The sequence below is a fragment of the Eubacterium maltosivorans genome, from assembly GCF_002441855.2.
Lineage (GTDB): Bacteria > Bacillota > Clostridia > Eubacteriales > Eubacteriaceae > Eubacterium > Eubacterium maltosivorans.
In genome coordinates this window covers 2,639,314-2,663,818 of sequence record NZ_CP029487.1, presented here as the reverse complement: position 1 = coordinate 2,663,818, position 24,505 = coordinate 2,639,314, and the positions used below count along the sequence as shown (strand labels likewise).

General features: G+C 48.2%; 24 protein-coding genes. 19 read left to right on the top strand and 5 right to left on the bottom strand.

Features of this window, described 5'->3' with window-relative positions:
* The first annotated feature begins 123 nt into the window (after nt 1–123).
* Both CPZ25_RS12630 and CPZ25_RS12625 read left to right on the top strand, forming a co-directional pair.
* Nucleotides 124–2,463 carry a hybrid sensor histidine kinase/response regulator gene (locus tag CPZ25_RS12630; protein ID WP_096918752.1) on the top strand — a complete coding sequence of 780 codons (2,340 nt, stop codon included), beginning with the start codon at nt 124–126 and terminating at the stop codon, nt 2,461–2,463.
* Between the two features lie 137 nt (nt 2,464–2,600).
* Nucleotides 2,601–3,344 (top strand): putative ABC transporter permease, encoded by a 744-nt coding sequence (locus CPZ25_RS12625; RefSeq protein WP_096918751.1) that lies wholly within the window; start codon nt 2,601–2,603, stop codon nt 3,342–3,344.
* Here the strand turns inward: CPZ25_RS12625 and CPZ25_RS12620 are convergent.
* Nucleotides 3,305–3,928, bottom strand: coding sequence for a GTP-binding protein (locus tag CPZ25_RS12620; RefSeq protein WP_096918750.1), 624 nt, complete (start codon nt 3,926–3,928; stop codon nt 3,305–3,307). The genes CPZ25_RS12625 and CPZ25_RS12620 overlap by 40 nt on opposite strands.
* Before the next feature lie 276 nt (nt 3,929–4,204).
* Here CPZ25_RS12620 and CPZ25_RS12615 point away from each other — a divergent pair, with 276 nt between their 5' ends.
* Nucleotides 4,205–5,245, top strand: a complete 1,041-nt coding sequence (locus CPZ25_RS12615) for a uroporphyrinogen decarboxylase family protein (RefSeq protein WP_058696216.1) — start codon at nt 4,205–4,207, stop codon at nt 5,243–5,245.
* 399 nt (nt 5,246–5,644) lie between these two features.
* Nucleotides 5,645–5,983 (top strand): helix-turn-helix domain-containing protein, encoded by a 339-nt coding sequence (locus CPZ25_RS12610; RefSeq protein WP_074616462.1) that lies wholly within the window; start codon nt 5,645–5,647, stop codon nt 5,981–5,983.
* Between the two features lie 34 nt (nt 5,984–6,017).
* On the opposite strand, the gene CPZ25_RS12605 is transcribed toward CPZ25_RS12610, so the two are convergent.
* Entirely contained in the window at nt 6,018–6,602 is a 585-nt protein-coding gene (locus tag CPZ25_RS12605; RefSeq protein ID WP_096918749.1) for a class I SAM-dependent methyltransferase, read from the bottom strand.
* Between the two features lie 7 nt (nt 6,603–6,609).
* Nucleotides 6,610–7,146 (bottom strand): ECF transporter S component, encoded by a 537-nt coding sequence (locus CPZ25_RS12600; protein WP_058696212.1) that lies wholly within the window; start codon nt 7,144–7,146, stop codon nt 6,610–6,612.
* A gap of 352 nt (nt 7,147–7,498) precedes the next feature.
* Between CPZ25_RS12600 and CPZ25_RS12595 the strand changes: the two genes are divergently transcribed.
* From CPZ25_RS12595 to CPZ25_RS12550, 10 genes are all read left to right on the top strand, one after another.
* Entirely contained in the window at nt 7,499–8,023 is a 525-nt protein-coding gene (locus tag CPZ25_RS12595; RefSeq protein WP_074616516.1) for an FmdE family protein, read from the top strand.
* A gap of 14 nt (nt 8,024–8,037) precedes the next feature.
* Nucleotides 8,038–9,117: an iron ABC transporter substrate-binding protein gene (locus tag CPZ25_RS12590; protein WP_096918748.1), complete on the top strand. Its 1,080-nt coding sequence runs from the start codon at nt 8,038–8,040 to the stop codon at nt 9,115–9,117.
* A 23-nt stretch (nt 9,118–9,140) separates the two neighbouring features.
* Complete coding sequence (locus CPZ25_RS12585) at nt 9,141–10,208, top strand: FecCD family ABC transporter permease (protein ID WP_058696209.1); 1,068 nt, start codon at nt 9,141–9,143, stop codon at nt 10,206–10,208.
* Nucleotides 10,205–10,957 carry an ABC transporter ATP-binding protein gene (locus CPZ25_RS12580; protein WP_058696208.1) on the top strand — a complete coding sequence of 251 codons (753 nt, stop codon included), beginning with the start codon at nt 10,205–10,207 and terminating at the stop codon, nt 10,955–10,957. Before CPZ25_RS12585 ends, CPZ25_RS12580 begins: the two co-directional genes overlap by 4 nt.
* 354 nt (nt 10,958–11,311) lie before the next feature.
* On the top strand, nt 11,312–12,262 hold the full coding sequence (locus tag CPZ25_RS12575; RefSeq protein ID WP_074616518.1) for an ABC transporter permease: 951 nt from the start codon (nt 11,312–11,314) through the stop codon (nt 12,260–12,262).
* A complete protein-coding gene (locus CPZ25_RS12570; RefSeq protein ID WP_096918747.1) occupies nt 12,259–13,161 on the top strand; it encodes an ABC transporter permease in 903 nt (300 codons plus the stop codon). Before CPZ25_RS12575 ends, CPZ25_RS12570 begins: the two co-directional genes overlap by 4 nt.
* 43 nt (nt 13,162–13,204) lie before the next feature.
* A complete protein-coding gene (locus CPZ25_RS12565) occupies nt 13,205–14,761 on the top strand; it encodes an ABC transporter substrate-binding protein (RefSeq protein WP_096918746.1) in 1,557 nt (518 codons plus the stop codon).
* Between the two features lie 76 nt (nt 14,762–14,837).
* Nucleotides 14,838–15,872 (top strand): ABC transporter ATP-binding protein, encoded by a 1,035-nt coding sequence (locus CPZ25_RS12560; protein ID WP_058696206.1) that lies wholly within the window; start codon nt 14,838–14,840, stop codon nt 15,870–15,872.
* Nucleotides 15,872–16,765, top strand: a complete 894-nt coding sequence (locus tag CPZ25_RS12555) for an ATP-binding cassette domain-containing protein (protein WP_096918745.1) — start codon at nt 15,872–15,874, stop codon at nt 16,763–16,765. The genes CPZ25_RS12560 and CPZ25_RS12555 overlap by 1 nt, the downstream gene beginning before the upstream one ends.
* 94 nt (nt 16,766–16,859) lie before the next feature.
* On the top strand, nt 16,860–17,810 hold the full coding sequence (locus tag CPZ25_RS12550; RefSeq protein ID WP_058696204.1) for a 2-hydroxyacid dehydrogenase: 951 nt from the start codon (nt 16,860–16,862) through the stop codon (nt 17,808–17,810).
* Nucleotides 17,811–17,852: 42 nt separating this feature from the next.
* Here the strand turns inward: CPZ25_RS12550 and CPZ25_RS12545 are convergent, their stop codons facing one another.
* Nucleotides 17,853–19,190 carry an MATE family efflux transporter gene (locus tag CPZ25_RS12545; RefSeq protein WP_096918744.1) on the bottom strand — a complete coding sequence of 446 codons (1,338 nt, stop codon included), beginning with the start codon at nt 19,188–19,190 and terminating at the stop codon, nt 17,853–17,855.
* Nucleotides 19,191–19,351: 161 nt separating this feature from the next.
* On the opposite strand from CPZ25_RS12545, the gene CPZ25_RS12540 reads away from it, so the two are divergent.
* Together CPZ25_RS12540 and CPZ25_RS12535 are read left to right on the top strand one after the other, a co-directional pair.
* On the top strand, nt 19,352–19,810 hold the full coding sequence (locus CPZ25_RS12540) for an Lrp/AsnC family transcriptional regulator (protein ID WP_058696202.1): 459 nt from the start codon (nt 19,352–19,354) through the stop codon (nt 19,808–19,810).
* A 92-nt stretch (nt 19,811–19,902) separates the two neighbouring features.
* Nucleotides 19,903–21,183 (top strand): serpin family protein, encoded by a 1,281-nt coding sequence (locus CPZ25_RS12535; protein ID WP_096918743.1) that lies wholly within the window; start codon nt 19,903–19,905, stop codon nt 21,181–21,183.
* A gap of 17 nt (nt 21,184–21,200) precedes the next feature.
* On the opposite strand, the gene CPZ25_RS12530 is transcribed toward CPZ25_RS12535, so the two are convergent.
* On the bottom strand, nt 21,201–21,752 hold the full coding sequence (locus tag CPZ25_RS12530) for a helix-turn-helix domain-containing protein (protein WP_058696200.1): 552 nt from the start codon (nt 21,750–21,752) through the stop codon (nt 21,201–21,203).
* A gap of 153 nt (nt 21,753–21,905) precedes the next feature.
* Here CPZ25_RS12530 and CPZ25_RS12525 point away from each other — a divergent pair, with 153 nt between their 5' ends.
* The 3 genes from CPZ25_RS12525 to CPZ25_RS12515 all read left to right on the top strand — a co-directional run bounded on the left by CPZ25_RS12525 (nt 21,906) and on the right by CPZ25_RS12515 (nt 24,477).
* Complete coding sequence (locus CPZ25_RS12525) at nt 21,906–22,604, top strand: AzlC family ABC transporter permease (RefSeq protein WP_341473476.1); 699 nt, start codon at nt 21,906–21,908, stop codon at nt 22,602–22,604.
* The gene (locus CPZ25_RS12520; protein WP_341473475.1) at nt 22,601–22,927 is read left to right on the top strand and encodes a branched-chain amino acid transporter permease; all 327 of its coding nucleotides are present in this window, start codon (nt 22,601–22,603) and stop codon (nt 22,925–22,927) included. Before CPZ25_RS12525 ends, CPZ25_RS12520 begins: the two co-directional genes overlap by 4 nt.
* A gap of 278 nt (nt 22,928–23,205) precedes the next feature.
* Nucleotides 23,206–24,477: an HD-GYP domain-containing protein gene (locus CPZ25_RS12515; RefSeq protein ID WP_096918742.1), complete on the top strand. Its 1,272-nt coding sequence runs from the start codon at nt 23,206–23,208 to the stop codon at nt 24,475–24,477.
* Nucleotides 24,478–24,505 lie beyond the last annotated feature (28 nt).

Below are 24,505 nucleotides of genomic sequence, written 5' to 3'. Positions count from 1 at the left end.
TCTTTATTTTTTGTCGTGTTAAGAAAGCGTTGCTTGCTTGTCAATTTTTGATATTATGCGTATAATAAACCATAATAAGCACAAAATTTTTAAAAAAGGCCCGTTAAAAAGGAGGGAAGCAGTATGACACAAAATACCATTGAAGCCATTCTTAATAACCTGAGTGGAACAGCGATCTATGTGATTCGTCAGGATAACCATCGAATATTATATTTTAATGACCGGGTAAAAGAAGTTACACCAGACGCCAGAATTGGATCGGTTTGCCATGAACTCTGGAATGGTACCTGTGCAAACTGCCCGCTCCCGGGACTTGAAGACAAAGAGCAGAACAGCACTATCAATTATAACGACCCTTTTGGTGAGGTGGTGGACATTTCTGCTTCAAAAATGATGTGGGAGGACAAAATCCCGGCTGTACTGATCTCGGTAACACCGCATATCTTAACTGAAACAGAGCGAAAGGCAGAGGAGAGAAGAGATTACCTTGCAGCGGCGGCACTCAGGGTTTATGAACTGATCATTTCTGTAGATTTGTGCCAGAATACCTATGAGATCATCGGCTGCGATGAGAGCAGCTGGTTTCCCGATGGAGAGTATGGCTGCTATGATGACCTGCTGGAGTATGGAATCCGGTCTACACATCCTTCCTACAGTAAGGCTTTGAGAGAAACCTTTGGCCGCGAAAACATTCTTAAAGCCTTTGGAGGCGGAAAGCGTGAGCTAAAGCTTGACCTCAGACAAAAAGATAAGGATGGCACATATCACTGGATGAATACGCTTCTGCTTCGCGTCGGCAGTGCCGCGGACAAAGGAAAGGCAATTTTGATGCTTTCCCAGATTGACAGCAGGAAACGCCTAGAGAAGGAATGGGAGGCTTTTAACGCGGGTGTTACCACGCTCTTTGGAGAGTGTATGCTCCTGAATCTGGAGGACGGCACTTATACAACCGCAAAGTTTGACAATTCCTTTCCAGAGTTCCCGGTGCAGGGGGATTTTGATTCTCAGAACATCGAGTATTGTAATGCCCTGATACACCCTGAAGATCGTGAAATGTTCCGGGAAGCCTTCTCGCTCGAGAGTATCCGAAAAAGCGTGGCGGCCGGGGAAAGGGTGATTGTCCGGGAATTGCGGCGGCTGTCGCCGGATGGGATTTACCGATGGACTGAGATGATTGGCGTTTTGGTAATAGGCGCGGCCGTAGAAGAGCAAACCGTGGTGCTGACCTTCCGGGATATGGACGATATCCGAAAGGAAGAGGAACGGAAGCGCGCTGCGCTTCTGGATGCCTTGAATCTGGCTGAGCAGGCCAACAACGCAAAATCAGATTTCCTCTCCAGAATGTCCCATGATATCCGGACGCCGATGAACGCCATTATCGGCATGGCCTCCATTGCCGAGGCCAATATTGGCGACACTGTAAAAACAGAGGACTGCATTCATAAAATTCAGGCTTCAGCCAATTTTCTGCTTGCTTTAATCAATGATATTTTGGATATGTCGAAGATTGAAAGCGGAAAAATGACCATCAACCGAGAGCCCTTTGACCTTTGTGGCCTTGTCAAGGAGCTGGAAGCTATCATCGACGAGCAGGCCAGAGAAAAGGGCCAGCGGTTCAGCGTGCTCGTGCCCGCGCATATGGAGTCAGAGTATTACGGTGACAGCCTGCGCCTTAACCAGATTTTGATGAACCTGCTCAGCAACGCAGTAAAGTACACACCCGATGGCGGCCAGATTACCCTCCGGATTAATGAAGACCGGAAAAAGGGTAAAAAGAGCGTGATGCGTTTTGAAGTTGAGGATAACGGCATTGGTATGTCTGAGGAATTTTTGGAGCATATATATGAACCCTTTAAGCAGGATGGAAACACAGGAGAAAAGAGACAGGAAGGAACAGGTCTGGGACTTTCAATTACCCGTAACCTTGTGCATCTGATGGGCGGGAGCATTTCCATCTCCAGCGAACCGGGCAAAGGAAGCTTATTTACAGTTGAACTGCCCTTTGTGCAGGAGGAGGGAAACTGGCCGGAGGCTTCCTCCGAAAAGAAAAAGACTGACGAGCTGGAAAAAACAAAAGGCGACTTTGTGGGGAAACGGCTTTTAATTGTAGAGGATAATCCGCTGAATCTGGAAATTGCTGAAATACTTTTCGGGATGGAAGGGTTTGATATTGAAGCTGAGGAGGATGGAGAAAGTGCAGTCCGCCGCTTTTCAATTTCGTCTGAAGGTTATTACGATATGATCCTGATGGATGTACGGATGCCGGTGATGGACGGGCTGGAAGCCACGAAGGCCATCCGGAAGCTGGACCGGCCAGACGCCGCTACAATCCCGATTTTAGCCATGACGGCCAATGCCTTTACGGAAGACATTAAGGCCACCCGGGAAGCCGGGATGAACGGCCATCTGGCGAAGCCGCTGGAAATGGAAGTCGTGCTTAGAGAAATACGGAAATTCATATAAGCCTTTCAAAAAGCGCTGCCTTTCAAGCAGCGCTTTTTTTACTTAAACATTAATTTAATAATTCTTAAGAAATTGAGTAGGTCTTTCTTTATTTTTGGAGCGTACAATAAAGCTATAAAACAAAGGAGGCCAAGACAATGATCCAGACATTAAAAAGAACCTTTAGATATTGGACCGCTTCGGAAGAGGCGGATAAGAGCGGCTTTGCCCAGGGACTGTGCTTTTACAAGCTGTTTTGGATTTTTCTGCTGGGGTGCGTTCTGGGTGTTGTTGTGGAAACCCTCTGGTGTTACTGGACACGATCCTGTATCGAGAGCCGCAGCGGTGTTCTCTACGGGCCTTTTAATCCGGTATATGGCTGTGGAGCTGTGGCACTGACGCTGGGGCTTCAACGGATTTCCCGAAAAGGGCCTGTGTGGATATTTTCAGGTAGTATGCTGCTGGGCGGCGGGGTTGAATATCTCTGCAGCCTGGTGCAGGAGATGAGCTTTGGGACACTGTCCTGGGAATACAGCGGCACTTTTATGAACCTAAACGGCAGAACAAATCTTATGTTTGCTTTTTTCTGGGGAGCCCTTGGGCTTTTATGGATACAGGTTTTTTATCCCCTGCTGTCAAAGGGCGTTGAACGAATCCCTAAAAAACCCGGTATCCGGCTGACCTGGGTATTGGTAATTTTTATGATCGTCAATATGACGGTTTCAGGCCTGGCGGTGGCGAGATGGTCTGAAAGAGTAAAAGGCGTGCCCGCGACAAACGCCGTAGCAGTTCTGATCGATCAGAAATATCCGGATCCGCTTATGAAGCGGGTTTATCCGAATATGTCTTTTCCGGCAGATCTTCAGGAGGGCGTATCCGCTGAGAGTACCGCATCCAGATAACTGCAATAGGTATCGGAAAGCCCTTCCAGTAAATTCATGCGGTACACCGGGGCTGCCCTGTTAAAACGGTTCCTTATTTCATCGGAAAAGCTTAACATTTCAGGAGTGGCGGCGTCGATTTTATTTTGGACGATGCCTTCCGCCAGAGGAAGAGACTCCTCGAGGAGCGGTTCCAGGATGGAGAGAAACATTTCGATCCGCAGAGGGTCGAGGATAGAGATGTGATGGATAGAGTCTTCCGTATAGCCGGCCTGACACAGGGGTTTATAAAGGGCTTTTGGGCTGGCGGTACCAGAGGGTTCCATAAGAATGGCGTCAAGGCTGTAGTGCTCATTTAAGTCCAGAACCATTTCTCTAAGATTTTGGGCCAGTGTACAGCAGATACAGCCGCCGAAAAGCTCTTTGACCGTATAGCCCTTTTTCTTCATATACAGGTTATCCACGCCGGTTTCTCCAGCCTCGTTGATGATCATGGCAATTTTATATCCTTTTTCAGTCAGATAACGGGCCGTACGGTTCAGCAGGGTCGTTTTTCCTGAACCCAGAAATCCTGAAAAAAGGAAAAGCTTCGGTAAAGTGTTCATGGTATTCTCCTTTTCTTTGTGCTTAGAATAGCATATTTTGAAAATGAATAAAAGCTTTAAGTAAAATCGGCTAAAAGAGTGCAAAAAAGCATAAAAGATTACAAAAATTGTGGTTTTTCTGAAAAAAGTATGGTGACCGAGTGTTTGAAATCGCTTGCTTTTTTACAAAAATACCGGTTTAAAAACAATACTTAAAAAAGCGCCAGGCTTATAATAATGTCATAAGGATTGTAGCTTTTATTTTTAAAACCCAAAAGAACAAGGAGAAATGTGAGAATGAATTCAAGAGAAAGAATGACGCTGACCCTTCAGCATAAGGAAGCCGACCATGTGCCCGTTTATCCCCTTATCAACAGCGCGTCGCGGCAAACCATTGGCTGTAATTATGAAGAATGGACAAAGGATGCGGATAAATGCGCGGAATCCATTATCAAAGCGACGGATCTGCTGGATGTGGACTGCATCTGCACGCTGGTAGACCTATCCGTGGAAGCAGCTGACTGGGGTATGAAGATGATCTATTACGAAGATCAGGCGGCCTGCCCGGACCACAATGATTTCTTTTTGAAATCTGAAAATGATTATGAAACGCTGCCGGTGATCAATCCAAGAGAAACGCCGCGCATGAGTGAGATGATCCGAATGACGAAAACACTTGTGGACGCCAGAGGAGAAACCAAACCGATTGTAGCTTTTGTTTTTGGCCCGCTGGGGATTCTCGGTATGCTTCGGGGACACGACTATATGTTTATGGATTTGATAATGTACCCCGAAAAAGTACACAAGGCGCTCAGAACCATTACAGATACACTCAAAGAATATTGTAAAGCATTAATCGAAGCCGGAGCAGACGCGATTATGTTTGACACCCTTTTCTCCTCAAAAACCATCATGCGCAAGGAGATGTGGGATGATTTTGAAGGGCCGTATATCGAAGAACTGGCTCAGCTGGTACACGATGCAGGCAAGATGGTAATGATCCACAATTGTGGTGACGGCATTTATTTCGATGTTCAGATCAAGCGGATGCACCCTGAGCTGATCTCCTTTCTGTATTTACCGGATGACTGCGAAAGCATGGAAGAGCTCAAAGAAAAATATGGGCACCAGACTACGCTGCTGGGTCATATTGACCCGGGAGAGCTGATGGTCACCAGCAAGGAAGATCTGATTAAACAATGTAAAGAACAGATTGACGCTTATAAAAAGGACGGGGGCTTTGTATTGGCGACCGGCTGTGAATATCCGGCTCAGATGGATTTTGAGCATGCGAAAACAATGGTTGAAGTTGCAAAGACATATGGTAAATATGAATAAAATTGAAAGCGGGCATTATGCCTGCTTTTTTATTGAAAGTAAAGATATTCAATTAAAGCAACAAAGTGGCATAATGAAAATCAAATTTTTTGAACCTAATATTGAATTTCTCAAAAAAATTGTTTATAATATAAAAAAAACAAGTAAGTAAAATGATTCATAATTCAACAAAGTGGGTTGAAACGAGTGCCTGGTGGAGCAGATGCACTCATTTTGATAGAGAGATTGGATACCTAATGAAAAGCGGCGGCCCAGGGGCAGTCGTTTTTTATTTCCGGGAATGAAATCAGAAAAATTTGTATTAAATAAAAGTATGATAAATAATAAACGCTTGCAAACGATCCGTTGAGAGTATATAATGATTTATAGGGAAAATTAAAATTAAGGGAGAGGAATCATATGAAAGAACTCAATCCTAAAGAGATTGGCCAACGGATTCGAAAGCAACGTACATTTTTAAATATGTCACGTGATGAGCTGGCCCGTAAAATTGGAATTACGCCAACCTTTTTGGCAGATATTGAACTCGGAACAAAGGGCTTTTCGCTGAAGAGCCTGAACCGGTTCTGCGATGTTTTGAAAATGTCTTCGGATGCTATTTTGTACGGCCCAAAAGAATACAAAGGCGTCAAATATACAGAGCTTCTGGAGCTTTTAGAACGCTGTTCGCCTGAGAAGGCCAAGTTCGCTCAGGAAATTTTAACGATCTATCTTCTGAGTCACGACCCAGTTGAATAAGAATGTGCCGGCGTAACGGATTACGCCGGCTTTTTTATTTTTTTGTTCCAGAAAGAATGTAGAAAGCCGCGGTATCGACAGTTATGTCAACATTGAAAGCAGAAGAAAAAATCTGGCTTTCGGACTGCGCATCTCTGAGGCCGGTCGAAACCTTTCGGACTGCTTGTCCGGAATGCCGGCCGTTGATGGTTTCTTTGCTTTCGCTATGGGCAATCATAAAACGGCCGCCGGATTTTAGACAGGCTGACAGCCGGCCGCAAAAAAGTGATTTATTCTCAAAATGCGGATAAGCGCTGTAAGCTATGGCAAAATCAAAGCCGTCAGATTCAAAGCCGTAGAAGTCAGCAGCCTGGAAATGGACTCGCGTGTCAGGATATTTTTTACTCGCTACAGAAAGCATCTGCTTTGAAAGATCGATGGCGACGATCTTTTGGGGATTTGTCTCCAGCAGACGGGGGATCAATACGCCTGTTCCAGTGGCGATATCCAGAATCCGGCTGTTTTCAGGCAGCTGGGCAAGGGTAATGATGGCGTCGATTTTTTTCGCGTCATGATGACACATGTTATCCCAGTTTTCCGCGAGATTGTCAAAATAATTTTTTGTTGCTTCGGTATTCATAAAGGCCCTACACTTTCATGAGTCCAGGGCTGGAAATAACCCTGCTTTTTTCCAGTACAATGACCAGAACCGGAACAATAAGAATCTGAAGGATAATTCCCGGAAGCCCTGTGACAAATGCGCCTGTCAGAAAGATCTGGAGACCATAGGCCTTGCCCGCCACACCGTAAAAAATGGCTGAGGCGAGACCAGAGACTACGCGTCCGCCAAGCATGGCGGCAATAAGTGAAAGATAGATATTTTGTCGGAATTTTCGGTACAGAAGGCCAGATAAGGCTCCGTAGGCGGCCAATTCAAAAACCATGGCGGTACCGGTGGGAAAGAGCGGCGGCATGCCAGTCATAACAGAGGAAAGAAGCGGTGTGACAGCCCCACAGATCAGGCCAAAAGGCCAGCCGAAGCACAGGCCGCACAGCAGCACTGGAATGTGCATGGGAAGAAAAACAGGACCGGCGCCGATGAGGTGAAAAACCTGGGGAAGGATGAGCCCAAGTGCAATGCAGAGGGCTGTGCCGACAAGATTTTTAGTTTGTGAGTGGTTCATGATATTACCTCCTGGAAAACAAAAAACCGGCAAAACAGAGATTTCCTTCAGGAAATCACCACCTTACCGGTTTGTTGTCCACTTTATTTGATTTGTTTTCATTCTATTATAAAAATGAAAAGAATGCAAGTGAAAAATAAAAAAACACAGCTTGACAATTAACGGACAATCCTGTATGATTTAAGTAAATGGATTACATGTATATACAAGACTGGATGAACCAGTCTGAACATAGCGGAAAGCTCTGTGGAGTTTTCCGTTTTTTGTTTTTTGAAGCAGGCATTCTGGAGAATGATGTGATTCATAAATTTATGGTAGCGTTTATACAGAACCATTAAAACTGGAGGAAAAAATGAATCAAGAATTGTGGAAAAAAGCAGTGGCGTTTCACGGACATGCCTGTCCGGGACTGGCCATTGGCGTTAAAGCGAGTGAGGCAGCTGTTTTAAAGCTTGGGATCGGCCAGTCTGAAGACGAGGAAATTGTCTGTGTAACGGAGAACGACGCCTGCGGCGTCGATGCGGTTCAGGCTATTCTCAGCTGCACGATAGGAAAAGGGAATCTTTTGTACCGCGGAACTGGAAAGCAGGCCTTTTCGTTTTTTAACCGGACAACCGGGGAAAAGGTACGGATGTGTATGAAGCCTAAAAACCATGAAATGGACAGGGAAGCTTACATGTACTATCTTCTGGATGCTCCGGTGGAGAAAATTTTTGAGTTTTCGGTACCGGACTTCGATTTGCCGGAAAAAGCCCGTATTTTCAGCACTATTTACTGTGACATCTGCGGAGAGGGCGCACCAGAGCATAAAATGCATTTGCAGGAAGGCAAAAAAGTCTGTGAGGACTGCTTTAAGCCTTACAACAGAGGCTGGTAGAGAGGGGGAAAGTAATGAAAATGAAAAAGAGACTGGGGCAGGCGGTACTTGGTGTACTGCTGGCGGTAATGCTTTTAGCGGGATGCAGCGGCGGAAACGCCGGGACCGGCGACGCGGAGGCCACACGGGAAATTACCGACGCGGCAGGGCGTGTGGTGACCATTCCCTCCGAGGTGAAAAAGGTGGCGCCCCTCGGTGTGGGCGCACTGCGCTATATTTTGTATGACGGCGGCGTGAACCAGCTGGCGGGCGTGGAGCAGAACGATCTGGACGTGCCAGTAACCAAGGCGGCCAGCTACGCTTATCAGGAAGAGCTTAAAAAGCTGCCAGTCATTGGAGACAGCGGAACACCTTACGAGGAAGAGCTCATGAAAGCCGCACCGGATGTGATCATTACCTCCAACGACGGCAAGGCCGCTGACGACCTGCAGAATAAAACCGGAATACCGGTTGTGACCATGCCGATTACCGATAAAGTTTTTGACGACGAGATTTACAATGCTCTGAATTTGGTAGGCGACGTTCTGGGGAAACAGGAGCGCAGCCAGGAGGTTGTGGACTATATGAAATCGGTGGCAGAGGAATTGAAGAGCCGTACAGAAAATATCCCGAAGGATAAAATACCGACAGCCTACTGCGGCGCTGTGTCCTTCAAGGGCGCGCACGGCATTGAGGGGACTGAGGCGGGTTATCCGCCGTTTTCGGCGCTCGGCATTACAAACGTAGCAGATGAAACCGGCAAAAAGGGCGCTTTTGACGTCGACCTTGAGCAGATTCTCAAGTGGAACTCGGATTATCTGTTTTTAGACGCGGGTAATCTTAAGCTGGTTAATGACGATTACGCGGTGAGACCGGATTTTTACAATGAGCTGAAGGCAGTGCAGGACAAAAAGGTGTATTCTCAGGTGGCCTACCGCTTTAACGGAACAAATACCGAGCTGGCTCTGGCCAACGCCTATTATGTGGGAACAGTGGTTTATCCAGAAGCCTTTGCGGATGTGGACATTACGAAAAAAACCGATGAAATCACAGAAAAAATGCTGGGTGTACCCTACAGCCAGAAGCTAAAGGATGCAGGCCTTAACTTCAGGTAAATTACACTGGGAGAATAATTGAAATGACCGGAGCGGAGAAAACAGAGCTTAAGGATTATCAGGCGCTTAAAAAAAAGAATATTATGGTTTTAGTGATTCTGGGCCTTATTCTGGCGCTGGCGATGCTGTTTTCATTGAGAGCGGGCTCCTCGGAGTTAAGCATGGGTGATATTCTAAAAGCCATTGGCGGACAGTCGACAAAGCAGAATAACATGGTTATGTGGAACATCCGTCTGCCGCGTATTATGACAGCCGTGCTTAGCGGAGTAGGCCTCGGTGTAACCGGAGCGGTGCTTCAGGGGATACTTAAGAACCCTCTGGCAGATACCACCACCCTGGGAATTTCCCAGGGCGCGGGTTTTGGGGCGGCCTTTGCCATTATTGTTTTGGGCGCCGGCGTGCAGGGGAGCAGTGCAGCTAACATGAGCTTTAACAATCCCTATCTTATCACTATCTGCGCCTTTGGAGGAAGCATTAGCGCTTCGGTTATGATTCTGGTGCTCTCACGCTTCCGGAGAATTACGCCAGAAGCTATGGTGCTCTGCGGCGTAGCGCTTAGCGCCATGTTTACCGGAGCGACGACACTGCTCCAGTATTTTGCCGACGATGTCCAGCTGGCCTCGGTGGTTTTCTGGACCTTTGGCGATCTGGGGCGCACAGGATGGAAGGAAGTGCGGATTATTGCAGTGGTGGTAGTCATCACACTGGTCTATTTTCTGTTCAACCGATGGCATTACAACGCCATGGAGAGCGGGGAACAGACAGCCGCCAGCCTTGGCGTCAACGTGGCGCGGTCCAGGATTATCAATATGCTGGTCTGTGCCCTGACCGCTGCGGTGATCGTGTCTTTTATCGGGATCATCAATTTTATCGGGCTGGTCGCGCCACATATTATGCGGCGGTTTTTGGGCAATAATTACTGCTGGCTGCTGCCGGCTTCCGCCATGGCCGGGGCTGTGCTGCTGCTTCTGGGCGATGTGCTGGCAAGGGTGATTATCGCGCCGGTCATTTTGCCCATCGGCGCCATCACTTCATTCCTCGGCGCACCGCTGTTTCTGTATCTTTTATTTAAGGGAGGCGCAAAGCGATGATACAGGTCAGGGATCTTGTTTTTGGTTATAATGCCAGCCAAAAAATTATTGATCAAATCTCATTTGATGTGGAGGACGGGCACTGCATTGCTATTCTCGGCAATAACGGAGCGGGAAAGAGCACGATGTTGAAATGTCTGAACCGTATCCTCTCGCCGGGCAAGGGGGTGGTGCATGTTGACGGGATGGAAATCACAGCCATGAAACAAGGGGAGATTGCCAGGCATATGGCCTTTGTAGCGCAGAAGAATGACAATAACCGTATCACTGTTTTTGAGGCAGTGATGCTGGGACGGATTCCCTTTATCAAATGGGGGGTCACCCCAGAGGATGAGGAGATCGTATCCAGTGTGATCAGCCAGATGCACCTTGAAAAATTTGCAGTTCGATATCTGGATGAACTGAGCGGCGGGGAGCTTCAAAAAGTGATGATTGCCCGGGCGCTGGCCCAGGAGCCTAAAGTTCTGCTCCTCGATGAGCCGACCAGCAGCCTGGATTTAAAAAACCAGCTGGAAGTGCTGGGGCTGGTACGGAAAATCTGCCATTCCAGAAATATTGCGGTCATCATCGTTATTCATGATCTGAACATGGCGCTGAGATACTGTGACCGCTTCCTGTTTTTAAAAGACGGCAATGTCCACGCCTACGGCGGGCAGGAGGTCATGACCTGCGAATGTATCGGTGAGGTCTACCAGATGCCGGTGTGTATCGGTACCATTAACGGCTATAAAATGGTGGTGCCGGAATAAAGCTTGTATCATCCCATATGGGATTTTATATAGAAGCCACCGCGCCGAAACACCAATATTTTCTCCAGAGTCCTCTCAAATCCTTCTAGAAATACGGCGCGGCGGCAATTTAAGAGTACATTTTCAAAAAACTGGTTTTACCTGTATATACTTGTTGACACCAAGTGCTTTTCATGATATATTAACCGTGCAAATCAATTAATCAAAATAACCGAGCCATGAAGGTTCGTTTTGCGCTGAAAGCGCGGACGGATTTCATGGTTTTTTTTGTTGTTGCTTTTTTATAGAGCGGAACGGGGGAGAGCAGGTATTGGAGTACGCTTAAGAAACAATCTAATTTATTTTTTTAAAAAAATGCTGCAGTTTGTGCTGGTAATATTTTTACTGTCATTGATTGTGTTTTACATGGCCCGGTTATCGCCGGGAGATCCGCTTCGGGCATATTATGGCGAGAGTGTTGAGCGCATGAGCGCTGAGCAGCAGGAAAAGGCCAGGGAAAAGCTGGGGTTGAATGAGCCGATCTGGGTTCAGTATGGCATCTGGGTTGGGGAGGCCTTTCACGGAGATTTTGGCATATCCTTCAAGTACAAGCAGGATGTCATGGGCGTCATTGAGGGGGTCTGGGCAAACACGCTGATTTTGGGAGGATTGTCCTATATTCTGACCTTTGCGTTTGCGCTGGTACTGGGCGTTTTCTGTTCCACCCACGAGGACTCGCCCATAGACCGGGTTATCTGCAAAGTTGGGACGATTACCAATTGTATCCCCTCTTTTTGGGTGGCGCTGGTTCTCATCCTGGTATTCAGTATTAATTTGGAGCTTCTGCCCTCCAGCGGGGCTTACGCCATGGGTCAGGCAGACAATGCCGCGAGCCGGGCCGCCCACCTGATTTTACCGTTGGCTGTTATGATCCTGGGGCATCTCTGGTATTACACCTATATGGTGCGAAACCGGATGCTGGAGGAGCTGCGTAAGGATTACGTGCTGCTGTGCAAGACAAAGGGAATGACCTGGCGGCAGATTGTATGGCGGCACTGCCTGCGCAACATCATGCCGACTTTCATCAGTATTATGGCTATCTCAGTACCTCATATTATCGGAGGGACCTACGTGGTCGAAAAGGTCTTTTCCTACCCGGGACTGGGGACGCTGAGCTTTGAAAGCGCGAAATACCACGACTACAACATGCTTATGGTGCTCTGTCTGCTGACCGGCATCGTGGTGGTATTTTCAAATATGGTCGCTCAGATTATTAATGATAAGATTGACCCGCGCATGAAGCACGAAAGGGGTGAGCTTTTGTGAAAAACGAAGCCTTTGAGCTGGTTGGGCCAGACTACAGACCCATGGAGAAGACGGACATAACTCTGGCCAGAGGGCGTCTGAAGCGATTGAAAGGTGTTCCCTTTGCGGCGGCTGGCCTGCTGGCTGTCATTGTGCTGGGATGCGTGTTCTGTGAGGCGGTTATGAACCATGATCCGACCTATATGGATCTGGCAAACCGTGCGGCGCCGCCAGACAGCCGGTTTTATTTTGGAACAGATATGATGGGCCGGGATATTTTTTCCATGATCTGGTACGGCGGCCGCATTTCCCTGTTCATTGGCCTGGCGGCGACGGCACTTTCAACGCTGATCGCTGTTGTTTACGGCAGCATCAGCGGCCTTTCAAGTGAGTGGGTCGACGATGGCATGATGCGTCTTACGGAGATTATTTTGAGCATTCCGTCTATCCTGATCGTCATCTTTATTCAGGCTATCATCGGTCAGACAGGCCCTTTGACCATCGCTTTTGTCATTGGCGTAACCAGCTGGATGAACATTTCAAAAATTGTGCGCAGCGAGGTCAGGCAGATCCGCAACGCGGATTATATCCTGGCGGCAAAAACGATGGACGGCGGTTTTTTCTACATTCTGAGGCGGCATCTGCTGCCAAATTTTGTATCGTCCATTATGTTTATGGTGGTGACAAACATCGGCGCTGCGATCGGGACAGAAGCAACGCTGAGCTTTTTGGGCATCGGCCTTCCCGTTGAGATTATTTCCTGGGGGAGTATGCTCTCGAACGCCGACCAGGCACTTTTGTCAAACGACTGGTGGATTATTCTGATACCAGGGCTTTTTCTGGTGGTGACACTGGTCTGTATTACGGATATCGGAAATTATATCCGTAAGCGCAATAACCGCGGTATGCGGGAAATTTAGTTTAAAACAGCGAAGTCTGTTATAAAAGTAAAAGGAGAAAGAAATGAAAAAAGTGAAAAAGCTGCTGGCGCTGGGTGTTGCCCTGGTGCTCACAGCAACAGTATTTGCAGGCTGCGGTAATAAGACAGCCGGCAAAGACGCAAAGGATGACAACACACTGGTGTATGGCAGCCAGGATTATACAGCGATCAATCCGGCACTGTATGAGCATGGCGAAATCAATCTGCTTTTGTTCGCTGGGCTGACAGCTCACGATGAAAATGACAAGGTGGTTCCGGGAATGGCAGAGAGCTGGGATTGGAACGCCGCTGATAACACCTACACCTTCCACATCCGGGATGGTATTACCTGGCAGGATGGTGAGAAATTCACTGCCAATGACGTCAAGTTTACACTGGAAGCAATTATGAATCCAGACAACGCGTCAGAAATCGCCTCAAACTATGAGGATATCACGAAAATTGAAGTGCCGGATGACCAGACTGTCAAAATTTCTCTCAAAGCGCCCAATGTTGCGATGCTGGACTATCTGACCATTGGTATTCTGCCGGCACACCTGCTGGAGGGCAAGGACCTGGCCACAGATGATTTTAACCGCAATCCCATTGGCACCGGCCCTTATAAGCTGGTATCCTGGGATGAAGGCCAGAGCATTACCATGGAAAAATTTGATAACTACTATGCAGGCGCGCCCAAAATCGATAAGGTTATCTTCAAAATTGTCGAGGATACCAAGGCCCGCGCCATGCAGCTGAAATCCGGCGAGCTGGATATGGCGCAGGTGCCGCCGAATGACGCCAGGCAGTTTGAGGGCAATGATGAATTTAAAATTTATGATATGAAGACAGCCGACTACCGGGGGATTCTGTATAATTTTAACAATGATCTGTTTAAAAACAACCGCGAGCTGCCAAACGCGCTGAGCTATGCCATTGACCGCCAGTCCATCATTGATTCCGTACTGCTTGGAGAAGGACAGCTGGCTTACTCGCCGCTTCAGGCAGGGCCTTATAACAACCCGGATATCGAGAAATTTGATTATAACCCGGCCAAAGCCCAGGAAATGCTGGAGGCCGCTGGATGGAAAAAAGGCAGCGACGGCGTCTATGAGAAGAACGGTACCCGTCTGGCCTTTAAAATTAATATTGCAGAGGGCGACCAGGTGCGTGTGGATATCGCCAATGTCGCGGCACAAAATCTGAAAGATATCGGGGTGGACGCAACGGTTTCCGTCAATGCTGAAACTGACTGGGCAGGCCAGGAAACTTATCTTATCGGCTGGGGAAGCCCCTTTGACCCGGACGATCACACCTACAAGGTTTTCGGAACAGACAAGGGCTCAAACTACAGTGGATACTCTAATCCCAAGGTGGACGAGCTGCTCCAGAAGGCCCGCGAAACCGATAATGACGCGCAGAGAATGGAATACTACAAGGCTTTCCAGGAAGAGCTGACAAAGGATATGCCTTATACTTTCATCGCCTATGTGGATGCTATCTATGTGGCTAAGGCCAATATTCAGGGGATTACCCCGGATACCATTTTAGGCCATCATGGCGTCGGTATTTTCTGGAATATCGCTGACTGGTCTTTAAATTAAGCTGAAATTGGAGAATTGAGGACACTTGAAAAAACCTCAGTTCTCCTTTCTGCATTTTCATTAAGGAGAATACACGATGACAACATTACTGGAGATTAAAAATCTGTCTGTCAATATTGCAACAGATCAGGGCGATGTTCACGCAGTGCGGGACGTGAGCCTGTCACTGAAGCCTGGGGAAACCCTGGCCATTGTGGGAGAATCGGGCTGTGGAAAGTCTGTGTTCTGCAAAAGTATTCTGGGGATTCTGCCGGCAAGAGCAAGGGTAGCCGGCGGTGAAATTCTTTTTAAAGGCAGGGATCTCGCAGGGCTTTCAGAGAAAGAGCTGGAAGCGGTTCGGGGAAAGGAAATCTCCATGATTTTCCAGGATCCTGTATCCTCCTTAAACCCGACCATGTCCATTGGCAGCCAGATTGTGGAGGCGGTAAAAGCGCACCAGAAGGTGGACAGGGCAGAGGCGAGAGCGCTGGCAGTTTCGCTGATGAAGCAGGTGGGCATCGACGCGGCGGAAAAACGCTTTGGCCAGTACCCCCATCATTTTTCCGGCGGCATGCTTCAGAGAAGTGTCATTGCCATGGCACTTGCCTGTGGCCCGGATGTTCTGATTGCCGATGAGCCGACAACCGCGCTGGATGTGACCATCCAGTCTCAGATACTGGAGCTGCTTAAGAAAATTCAAAAACGGACAGGCGTGGCAATCCTGTTTATCACCCATGATCTGGGGGTGGTGGCCAGAATGGCAGACCGGGTAGCCGTGATGTATGCCGGCAAGCTGGCAGAACTGGGAACCACAGATGATATTTTTTATGATCCACGCCATCCGTACACCTGGGGGCTGCTGTCATCGCTGCCCTCCACCGATGGTGATGAGGAAACCCTGAACCCCATTCCCGGTACGCCGCCGGATTTGATCAACCCGCCAAAAGGCGATGCCTTTGCGCCGCGAAACCCCTATGCGCTGGCCATTGACTATGAGGAAGCGCCTCCGATGTTTAAAATATCCGATACACACTATGCGGCAACCTGGCTGCTGGACCCGCGGGCGCCGAGAATTGAACCGCCTGTGCGGGTGGAAAATGGCCGGGTCATCAAGCGACAGGAGGTCTTTTGATGAATGAGAATAAGCTGATTGAAATCCGGGACCTTAAAAAATATTACAGACTGGACAAGCACACTGCCGTTAAGGCAGTGGACGGCGTTTCTTTTGATATTTACAAAGGTGAAATTTTTGGCCTGGTTGGTGAGAGCGGCTCAGGAAAATCGACGACAGGTAAAGCGCTGGTGCACCTTTTTGAACCCACCGGCGGCTCCGTCTGTTTTGATGGATTGGAAATTTCGGATAAATCCGTCTACAGGAAAAACCGCAGGCGTATCACTGGAGAGATGCAGATGATTTTTCAGGACGCGGCGTCAGCCGTCAATACCCGTATGACCATTGGTGAGATCATTGCCGAGCCCTTCAGGATACGCAGCAGAAAGGCGGGAAAAAGAGAGCTTCGGGAAAAAGCGGCTGAACTCATGGCGCTCACAGGCCTCAGCAGCAGTGTGATGGACCGCTATCCCTCCGAATTTTCCGGCGGTCAGCTTCAGCGGGCCTGCATCGCCCGGGCGCTGGCCTTAAATCCAAAACTGATCATCGCTGACGAGCCCATCGCCTCTCTCGATGTCTCCATTCAGGCACAGATTGTGAACCTTTTTAAAAAGCTGCAGGAGGAATGCGGCCTGACCTGTCTGTTTATCGCCCACGATCTTGCAATGGTGCGCTACATCAGTGACCGTATCGGCGTAATGCACCGCGGCAGGCTGGTGGAGCTGGCGCCCGGAAAAGAGCTGTTCAGCCATCCGGTACATCCCTATACCCAAAGCCTGATCGAGGCTATTCCAGTTCCAGACCCCAGAGCGGCGCAAGCCTACAGTCAAACGAGGTACCAGCCTGAGAGGGGTGAGGGAAAGGCGGTATGGCGTGAGGTGTCGCCAGGACACTTTGTTTTTATGGCCGAGTAAGAGGAATAATAAAACCAGCTGGTCAGACCATTGATTTTTGCAGCGTTTAGGGGTACACTATGGGTAATAATTGATCCAGAAAGAAGGAATTACCATGAATATTGTATTGTTAGAATCCCTGGCAGTTGACGACGAAACGCTGGAAGCGCTGGTAAAGCCCCTGACAGACGCGGGCCACAGCTTTAAGGCCTATGAGCGAAACGACGATCCACAGATTCTGATCGAGGAGGCAAAGGATGCTGACATTCTGATGCTTGCCAATATGCCGCTGAAGGGAGAGGTGATCGAAGCCTGTGACCATCTTAAATATATCGATGTTGCCTTTACTGGGGTAGACCATGTGGATCTGGAAGCCGCCAGAAAAAAGGGAGTGGCAGTCAGCAACGCATCGGGCTATTCTAATGAGTCGGTGGCTGAGCTGGCCATCGAAATGATGCTTTCCCTGTTACGCAATGTCCCTCAGATGGATGCCCGCGCCCGCGACGGGAAAACTAAGGACGGTCTGGTGGGCAGCGAGCTCAAAGGAAAAACGGTTGGAATTATCGGTACAGGAGCTATTGGAAGCCGCACCGCCGAACTGTGCCGTGCATTCGGCTGCCGGGTTATTGCCTACAATGGTTTTGGCAGCGGCAAAAACAAGCCGGATTACATCACATATATGCCTTTAAAGGAAATGCTTGAGCAGTCTGACATTGTCACGCTGCATTGCCCGCTGACAGATCAGTCGCGGGGGATGATCAACGCTGAGACCATCGCTTACATGAAGCCTACCGCTTATCTGATCAATGCCGCCAGAGGCCCGGTTGTTGATTCACAGGCACTGGCCGATGCGCTGAACAATGATAAAATCGCCGGAGCCGGCATCGACGTTCTGGAAATGGAACCGCCATTCCCGGCAGAGCATCCGCTGCTTAAGGCAAAACACACCATCATTACGCCGCACATCGCCTTTGCCAGCAAGGAGTCCATGAAAATCCGGGCGGATATTGTTTTCAAGAATATTGAAACCTGGATGGCAGGAGAACAGCAGAATATTATACTGTAAGAATAAAAAAACCGAGCCGCTGTTTTGCGGTTCGGTGTTTTTTTATCCGGGCATGAGCTGCTTATGCCGGAATCGCCAGTAGAGGAGCCCGGTAATATCGGCCAGAAACCAACCGATAGGGATGGCCCACCAGATGCCCAGGAGGCCGACGGCGGGAACCGGCGCCAGAAGGTAAGCCAGCGCGACTCGTGTGCCGAGAGAAATCACAGTCAGCACTACGGAAATGCCAGGGCGGCCGATACCCCGGTAAAGGCCGTAGAGCAGGAAAAGACAGCCGATACCGCAGTAGCAGGCCCCTTCGACTTTTAAATAGACGGTGCCGATGGCGATGATTTCCGTCTCCTCTGGTCTCACAAAAATCAGCATCAGGGAGCTGCCGAAAAAGAAGACAATAACAGAGATAAGGATGCAGAACACAAGCGCTGTCAATATTGCACAGCGGATTCCCTTCTGAATACGGTCAGCCTTTCCCGCGCCGTAATTCTGGGCGATATAGGTTGAGAAGGCATTGCCGAAGTCCTGCACTGGCATGTAGGCAAAGGAGTCGATCTTTACCGCCGCGGCAAAAGCCGCCATAACAGACACGCCGAAGCTGTTGACCAGCCCCTGAATCATGAGAATGCCAAAGTTCATGATGGACTGCTGGACACAGGTCAGCAGGGAATACTGTACAACGTCCTGTACAATGGCCTGGTTAAACCGGAGATGCGTACGTTTCAGCCGAAGCACCGGGATTTTCAGAAAACTGTAAATACCAATGGAAACGGCTGAGACCCCCTGGGCCGTTATGGTCGCCAGCGCCGCTCCGGAGACCCCCATATTAAAGCGCAGGATCAGAACAAGATCAAGAATAATGTTTAAAATTGCCGAGACAGCCAGAAAGACCAGCGGCACCACGGAGTTGCCAATACCCCGGAGCAGAGAGGCAAAGTAATTATAGATAAAGGTAAAACCAATGCCGCCGAAGATAATGAGCAGATAGGCTCGGGTATCTTTAAGGATAAGGGCGGGGATCTGCAGTACCCGCAGCAAAGGGTCGATGAAGGCAAAGGCCAGAGTGTTGATAACAAGGGTAACCCCCGCGATGAACACAAAGGCGATAAAAAAACTGGTTTTTAAATCATCCTCGCGTTTTGCGCCGTAGAGCATGGAAAAAACAACGCTGCTGCCCATACACAGTCCCAGGATAATGGAAGTTAAAAACACCATGAGGGTAAAGGAAGAGCCTACGGCCGCCAGTGGCCCCGCGCCGAGAAACTGGCCGACGATGAGGGTATCCGCCACATTATAAAGCTGCTGAAGCAGGTTGCCGAGAATCATGGGGCCGGCGAACAACAGCATTCCTTTTGTGACGCTTCCGGCAGTGAGGTCTCTTTGCATAACAATCTTATCCTTTCGATTCGAAATATAAAACTTACTATTTGTAAATATTATATTTCCTAAACAGCAAAAAGTCAAAGAAAATCTTACGGAAAGAAGGGGTTGCCTTTTGTTATGAAACGCGGTAAGATTAAATAAATATTTTGTGAGGGAGAACCATCATGTTTTTAAGCGGATTAGATGAAACAGATCAGCAGATTGTAAATCTGCTCATTAAGAACGCGCGGATGTCCTATTCGGATATCGGGGAAGCGGTCGGGCTGTCCCGGGTAGCGGTTAAGGCCAGGATCAGCGCCCTTGAAGACAGAGGAATTATAGAAGAGTATACGACCATTATCAACCCGCAGAAGATCAGCGGGGCCATCTCCTGTTATTTTGAACTGGAAATGGAGCCTGCTCGATTTGCAGAGGTGGTGAATATCCTGAATAAAAACGATCTGGTCACTCAGATTTATCAGGTATCGGGAAGGAGTAAGCTCCATGTCCACGCTGTGGCTGCAGGTAATGAGGAGATGGAAGAATTTTTAAACTGCGTGATTTATTCTCTGCCAGGCATCCGGGAGATGAGCTGTAATGTTATTTTATCACGTATTAAAGATATAAAGGGGCTGAGACTGTAGCCAAAGGCAGATACCTGTAACCGGGAATCTGCCTTTTTTTATTGACGGTAATCAGGTATAATTAAAAAAGATTAATGTAAAGGAGAAGCAATATGAAAAAAGGAGTGGTCTTTGTTCTGATAGCCGTGATAATGCTTGGGATATTCACAGCCTGTATGGCAAAAGATAATGGAAAAGCAGACGCGGGAAAGTCAACGCCGAGTGTGACGCCGACGCCTGCCCGCACGCCAGAGCCTATGCCCGGCATGCTGATTGGCAGCGGTGACGGATACAGTAATTTTGCGGCGGAGCTTTACGCTAAAAGCGCCGAAGCGGAGAAGGATAATTTTCTGATCTCTCCGGCATCAGCCTATTTCGCGCTGTCGATGGCGGCAAACGGCTCAGATGCTGAGACGCAGAAGGCTTTTGAGATAGTACTGGGTATGCCGGTAGACCAGATGAACGCTGCCTGTGAGCAGCTGATCCCGAAGCTCAGGATGCGCTCGGAAGATGGGGGAAGACTGGATATTGCCAACGCTGTCTGGCTCAATGAGACTTTGGAGGTCGGGGATAATTTTATCAATACGGCCAAAGAAATTTATGAAGCGGAAATATTTGAAGCGGCGCTCAGTGAGTCCGCAGACGACGTGAACAGCTGGGTATCTGAGAAAACCAATGGAATGATTCCACAGATGTTGGATGAGGAGCCTGGAAGCGATATCGCCATGCTTTTGCTCAATGCCCTGTATTTTAACGGTGTCTGGGATACACCCTTTGATGAGAGTCTTACAGAGGACCGGATATTTTACAGAGAAGACGGAACAACTGTGGAGCTCCCCTTTATGAACAAGCATGAGGACAGGACGCAGTACATTAAAACAGAGAACGCCGAAGGGGTCAGGCTTTTCTACAATGATTACAGGCAGTCCTTCGTTGCGCTTCGGCCAACAGATGGAAAAAGTATTCATGAGTTTGCCGCGGCTTTTGAGAAGGACACGCTGAAAAATGCTCTGTCCGCGGCAGAAATGCGGGATGTGGATCTGTCCATGCCAAAATTTGAACAGGAGGATGAAATTGACATGAGTGACCTGCTCAGAGATATGGAGCTCGGGATAATTTTTGATCAAAACCAGGCAGATTTTTCTAAAATGGGAACAATGAATGGATATCCGTTATTTGTTTCAAAGGTTATTCAGAAATCTGCTGTCAGGGTAGATGAGCGAGGAACGGAGGCCGCCGCTGCCACAGAGGTGGAAATGGAAATGGCAGCCCTGCCGATGGAAAACCAGAAGGGACCAGTAAAGCTGGTCTTGGACTCACCCTACGCCTACTTTATTATGGACAGTGAAAGTGGCATTCCACTTTTTATGGGCGTCATGGATGACCCTTCATGAACCAGGAACGCGCAGCTCTAATTTGGATAGTAGTTAATGACCATAAATTTGAGAAGGGTATCCAGCCGGTTGGTATAGGTATGGCCGATGGATGAATCAAAGACCAGAGAATCACCCTCCTGCAAAGTGTAATCGCCGTTCTCAGTATCGAGGACAAGCTCGCCCTTGATGATGTAAATATATTCCTGAGCTTTTTCGGAATGTCCGATGGATTTGTTGGAAGCTCCAGGGTCCAGCTCGACATAGAACAGCTCAAAGTTACGCACGGGTGTAGTTTTATAATAGCAGTACACCCGGTAAGCATCGGTTTCGCCGGTCTGGGCCTTTGGCTCAGACCGGCGGACGACCGTTGCCTCTTTCTCGACGCCATCGATCAGTCTTGTGTAGGGAACTTTCAGACCGTTTGCGATTTTCCAGATGGTGTTGATGGTGGGATTGCTGTTCCCTTTTTCAATATCCGAAAGCATGGCCTTGCTGATGCCGGATTCTTTTGAGAGCTGGCCCAGGCTTAAATTCCGTTCATTCCGCAGCTCTCTTAGATTAAATGCAATGATTTTGCCTAATTCCATAAAATTCTCCTTTTTGACTTGACAAATATATCGAACGGTCGTAAAATATACAAAACGATCGGTTGATATATCGAACGAATGTAAGATATGATAATGTTATTGTATTCAATTTTCCGTACAAAATCAAGGATAAATAAAAGGAGGCGTTGGTTAATGAAGATGAAAGCGTTCAAGGCAGCCCTGCCATATACTATACCAATTTGTGTGGGATTTCTTTTTCTGGGAATGTCCTATGGGTTTCTCATGAGGAGCAAGGGCTTTTCCTTTATTTATCCAACCTTGATGAGCCTGTTTATCTTCGCAGGCTCCATGGAATTTGTCACGGTCAATCTGCTGCTGTCGGCCTTTAATCCAGTGTATACTTTTTTTCTGACGCTTATGGTAAATGCCCGGCACCTGTTTTACGGCATATCCATGCTTGAAAAATATAAAAACTGTGGCTGGAAAAAGTTATATCTGGTCTTTGGGATGTGTGATGAATCTTTTTCCATCAACTGCACAGTGGCGCCGCCGCCAGGCATTGACCGCGGGTGGTTTATGTTCTTTGTAACGCTGCTTAACCATATTTACTGGGTATCGGGTGCGCTGCTGGGAAGTCTTTTGGGATATATCATTCACTTTAATACCAAGGGGATTGAGTTTGTCATGACAGCGCTGTTTGTAGTCATGCTCATCAACCAGTGGGAGGAAAACGCCGATCATCGACCTGTCCTTATCGGAATCGGCTGTTCTCTGGCCTGTCTGTTTTTATTCGGAAGTCAGAATTTTATGCTGCCAGCAATGGGGGCTATTATCCTCTGCTTTTCATTAAACCGGGAGCTCAGGAAAAAAGGGAAGGAGGTTCTTCGATGATGACAACAACACAAAGCATAATCACCATTTTGATCGTGGTGTTTGGCACGATATTAACCCGCGCTGTGCCGTTTTTCGTTTTCCCTGATGGTAAAACGCCGCCGGCTTATATCCGGTATCTCGGGACCGTACTACCCTACGCGGTCATCGGGCTGCTTGTTGTCTACTGTCTAAAGGATTCCTTCAGCGGGAGTTTTCACGGTCTTCCAGAGCTCATCGCGATTCTCTGCATTGCTGTAATTCATAAATGGAAGAAGAATACTCTTCTGAGCATAGGTGCAGGTACGGCGATCTATATGATGCTGGTACAGGTTTTGTTTTAATCTCCCTTCACAGAGTGGAGACGGTAGATTATATGGTTACATCCCTCTAAAATCTCTGCTGTCATACGCGATACAGCGCTTCTGTCTGCTTGGGTGTAAGCGTTTTTAGATTTTGCGGATACCTCCGGGCTAAGATTTTGTTTTTATATTTATGCATTATAGCATCTGCGGGATATTGCACAATGAAATTTGTCTTTTGGGCTTCAGCTTTGTTTCAGCGTTGAAAAGAAAAAGCTTTTATGCGATAATGAACCATAAACTTTGCGAGAGGAAAAGGAATGGAAGAAGTTAGAAAGGCAGATATTATAAGGGGCGGGGACGCGGTTCAGATCGTGAGAAAAACCCTTGGGCTGGTGGATGAGCGGCTGGTGAATCATGGGGAACGGGTTGGCTATATGCTGTATCAGATGCTCAGGGAGAGTGAACGCTACAGTGAAGAGGAAGCCTTTGACATTTTCAATCTTGGTGTTTTTCACGATATCGGCGCGTATAAAACGGACGAGATCGACAAAATGGTCAAATTTGAGGCAGACAACGTCTGGGAGCATTCAATTTACGGCTATCTGTTTTTAAAATATTTGTCGCCGCTGAAGGAACAGGCAGAGGCGATCCTGTTTCATCATCTGAACTATGACCGCTATGATAAAGTTGACAGCGACTTTAAAGACATTGCTCTGATGATCAAGCTGACAGACCGGGTGGATATCAGTATGCAGGGCCGCGGCGGAGCTTTTGATTTAAAGGAAATCAAAAGTGGGGCTGGCAGCCGCTTTAACCCGGAGCATGTGGATCTGTTTTTAAAAGCCGACGCGAAATACCATATTATCGAGGGCTTAAACAGCGGCGCCTACGAAAAGGAAATTGAGGGGATTCAGAAAAAGCTGGTACTGTCACCGGAAGATATCGACCTTTATCTCCAAATGCTGGCATATTCCATTGATTTCAGGAGTGAGTACACGGTTACCCATACGGTAACCACTGTGGGAATCAGCGTTGAGATTGCCAGGCTTCTGAACTATTCCCACGGAGACAGGGAAAGAATCTATTACGGCGCTCTGCTTCACGATGTAGGTAAAATTGCCATTCCTCTCGAGATACTGGAGTATCCCGGAAAGCTGAGCCCGCAGGCCATGAAGATTATGAAGACCCATGTGCAGATTTCGGAGGATATCCTGCGGGGAGCTGTAGCTGATGATATCTGCGAGATCGCAATACGGCACCACGAAAAGCTGGATGGCTCTGGATATCACAAGGGGCTGTCAGCAGCGGAATTGACAGAAGGCCAGCAGATTGTGGCCATTGCCGATGTGCTCAGCGCTCTTCGGCAGCGCAGGAGCTATAAGGAGGCCTTCCCCAAGGAAAAGATCATCGAGGTATTAAAGGAACAGAGTGAAAAAGGTAAGCTCTGCCCGGCAATCTGCAATCTGGTGATCGACCATTACGACGCCGTGATGGAAAACGCGGACAGCAGCTGTGAGGCTTTCTTAAGTGTATACGACAATCTGCTGCTTGAATATGAGCGTATCTACAATCTGGTCAGTAAGCTATAAAAAACAGGAGGCGGACTTTTTCCGCCAC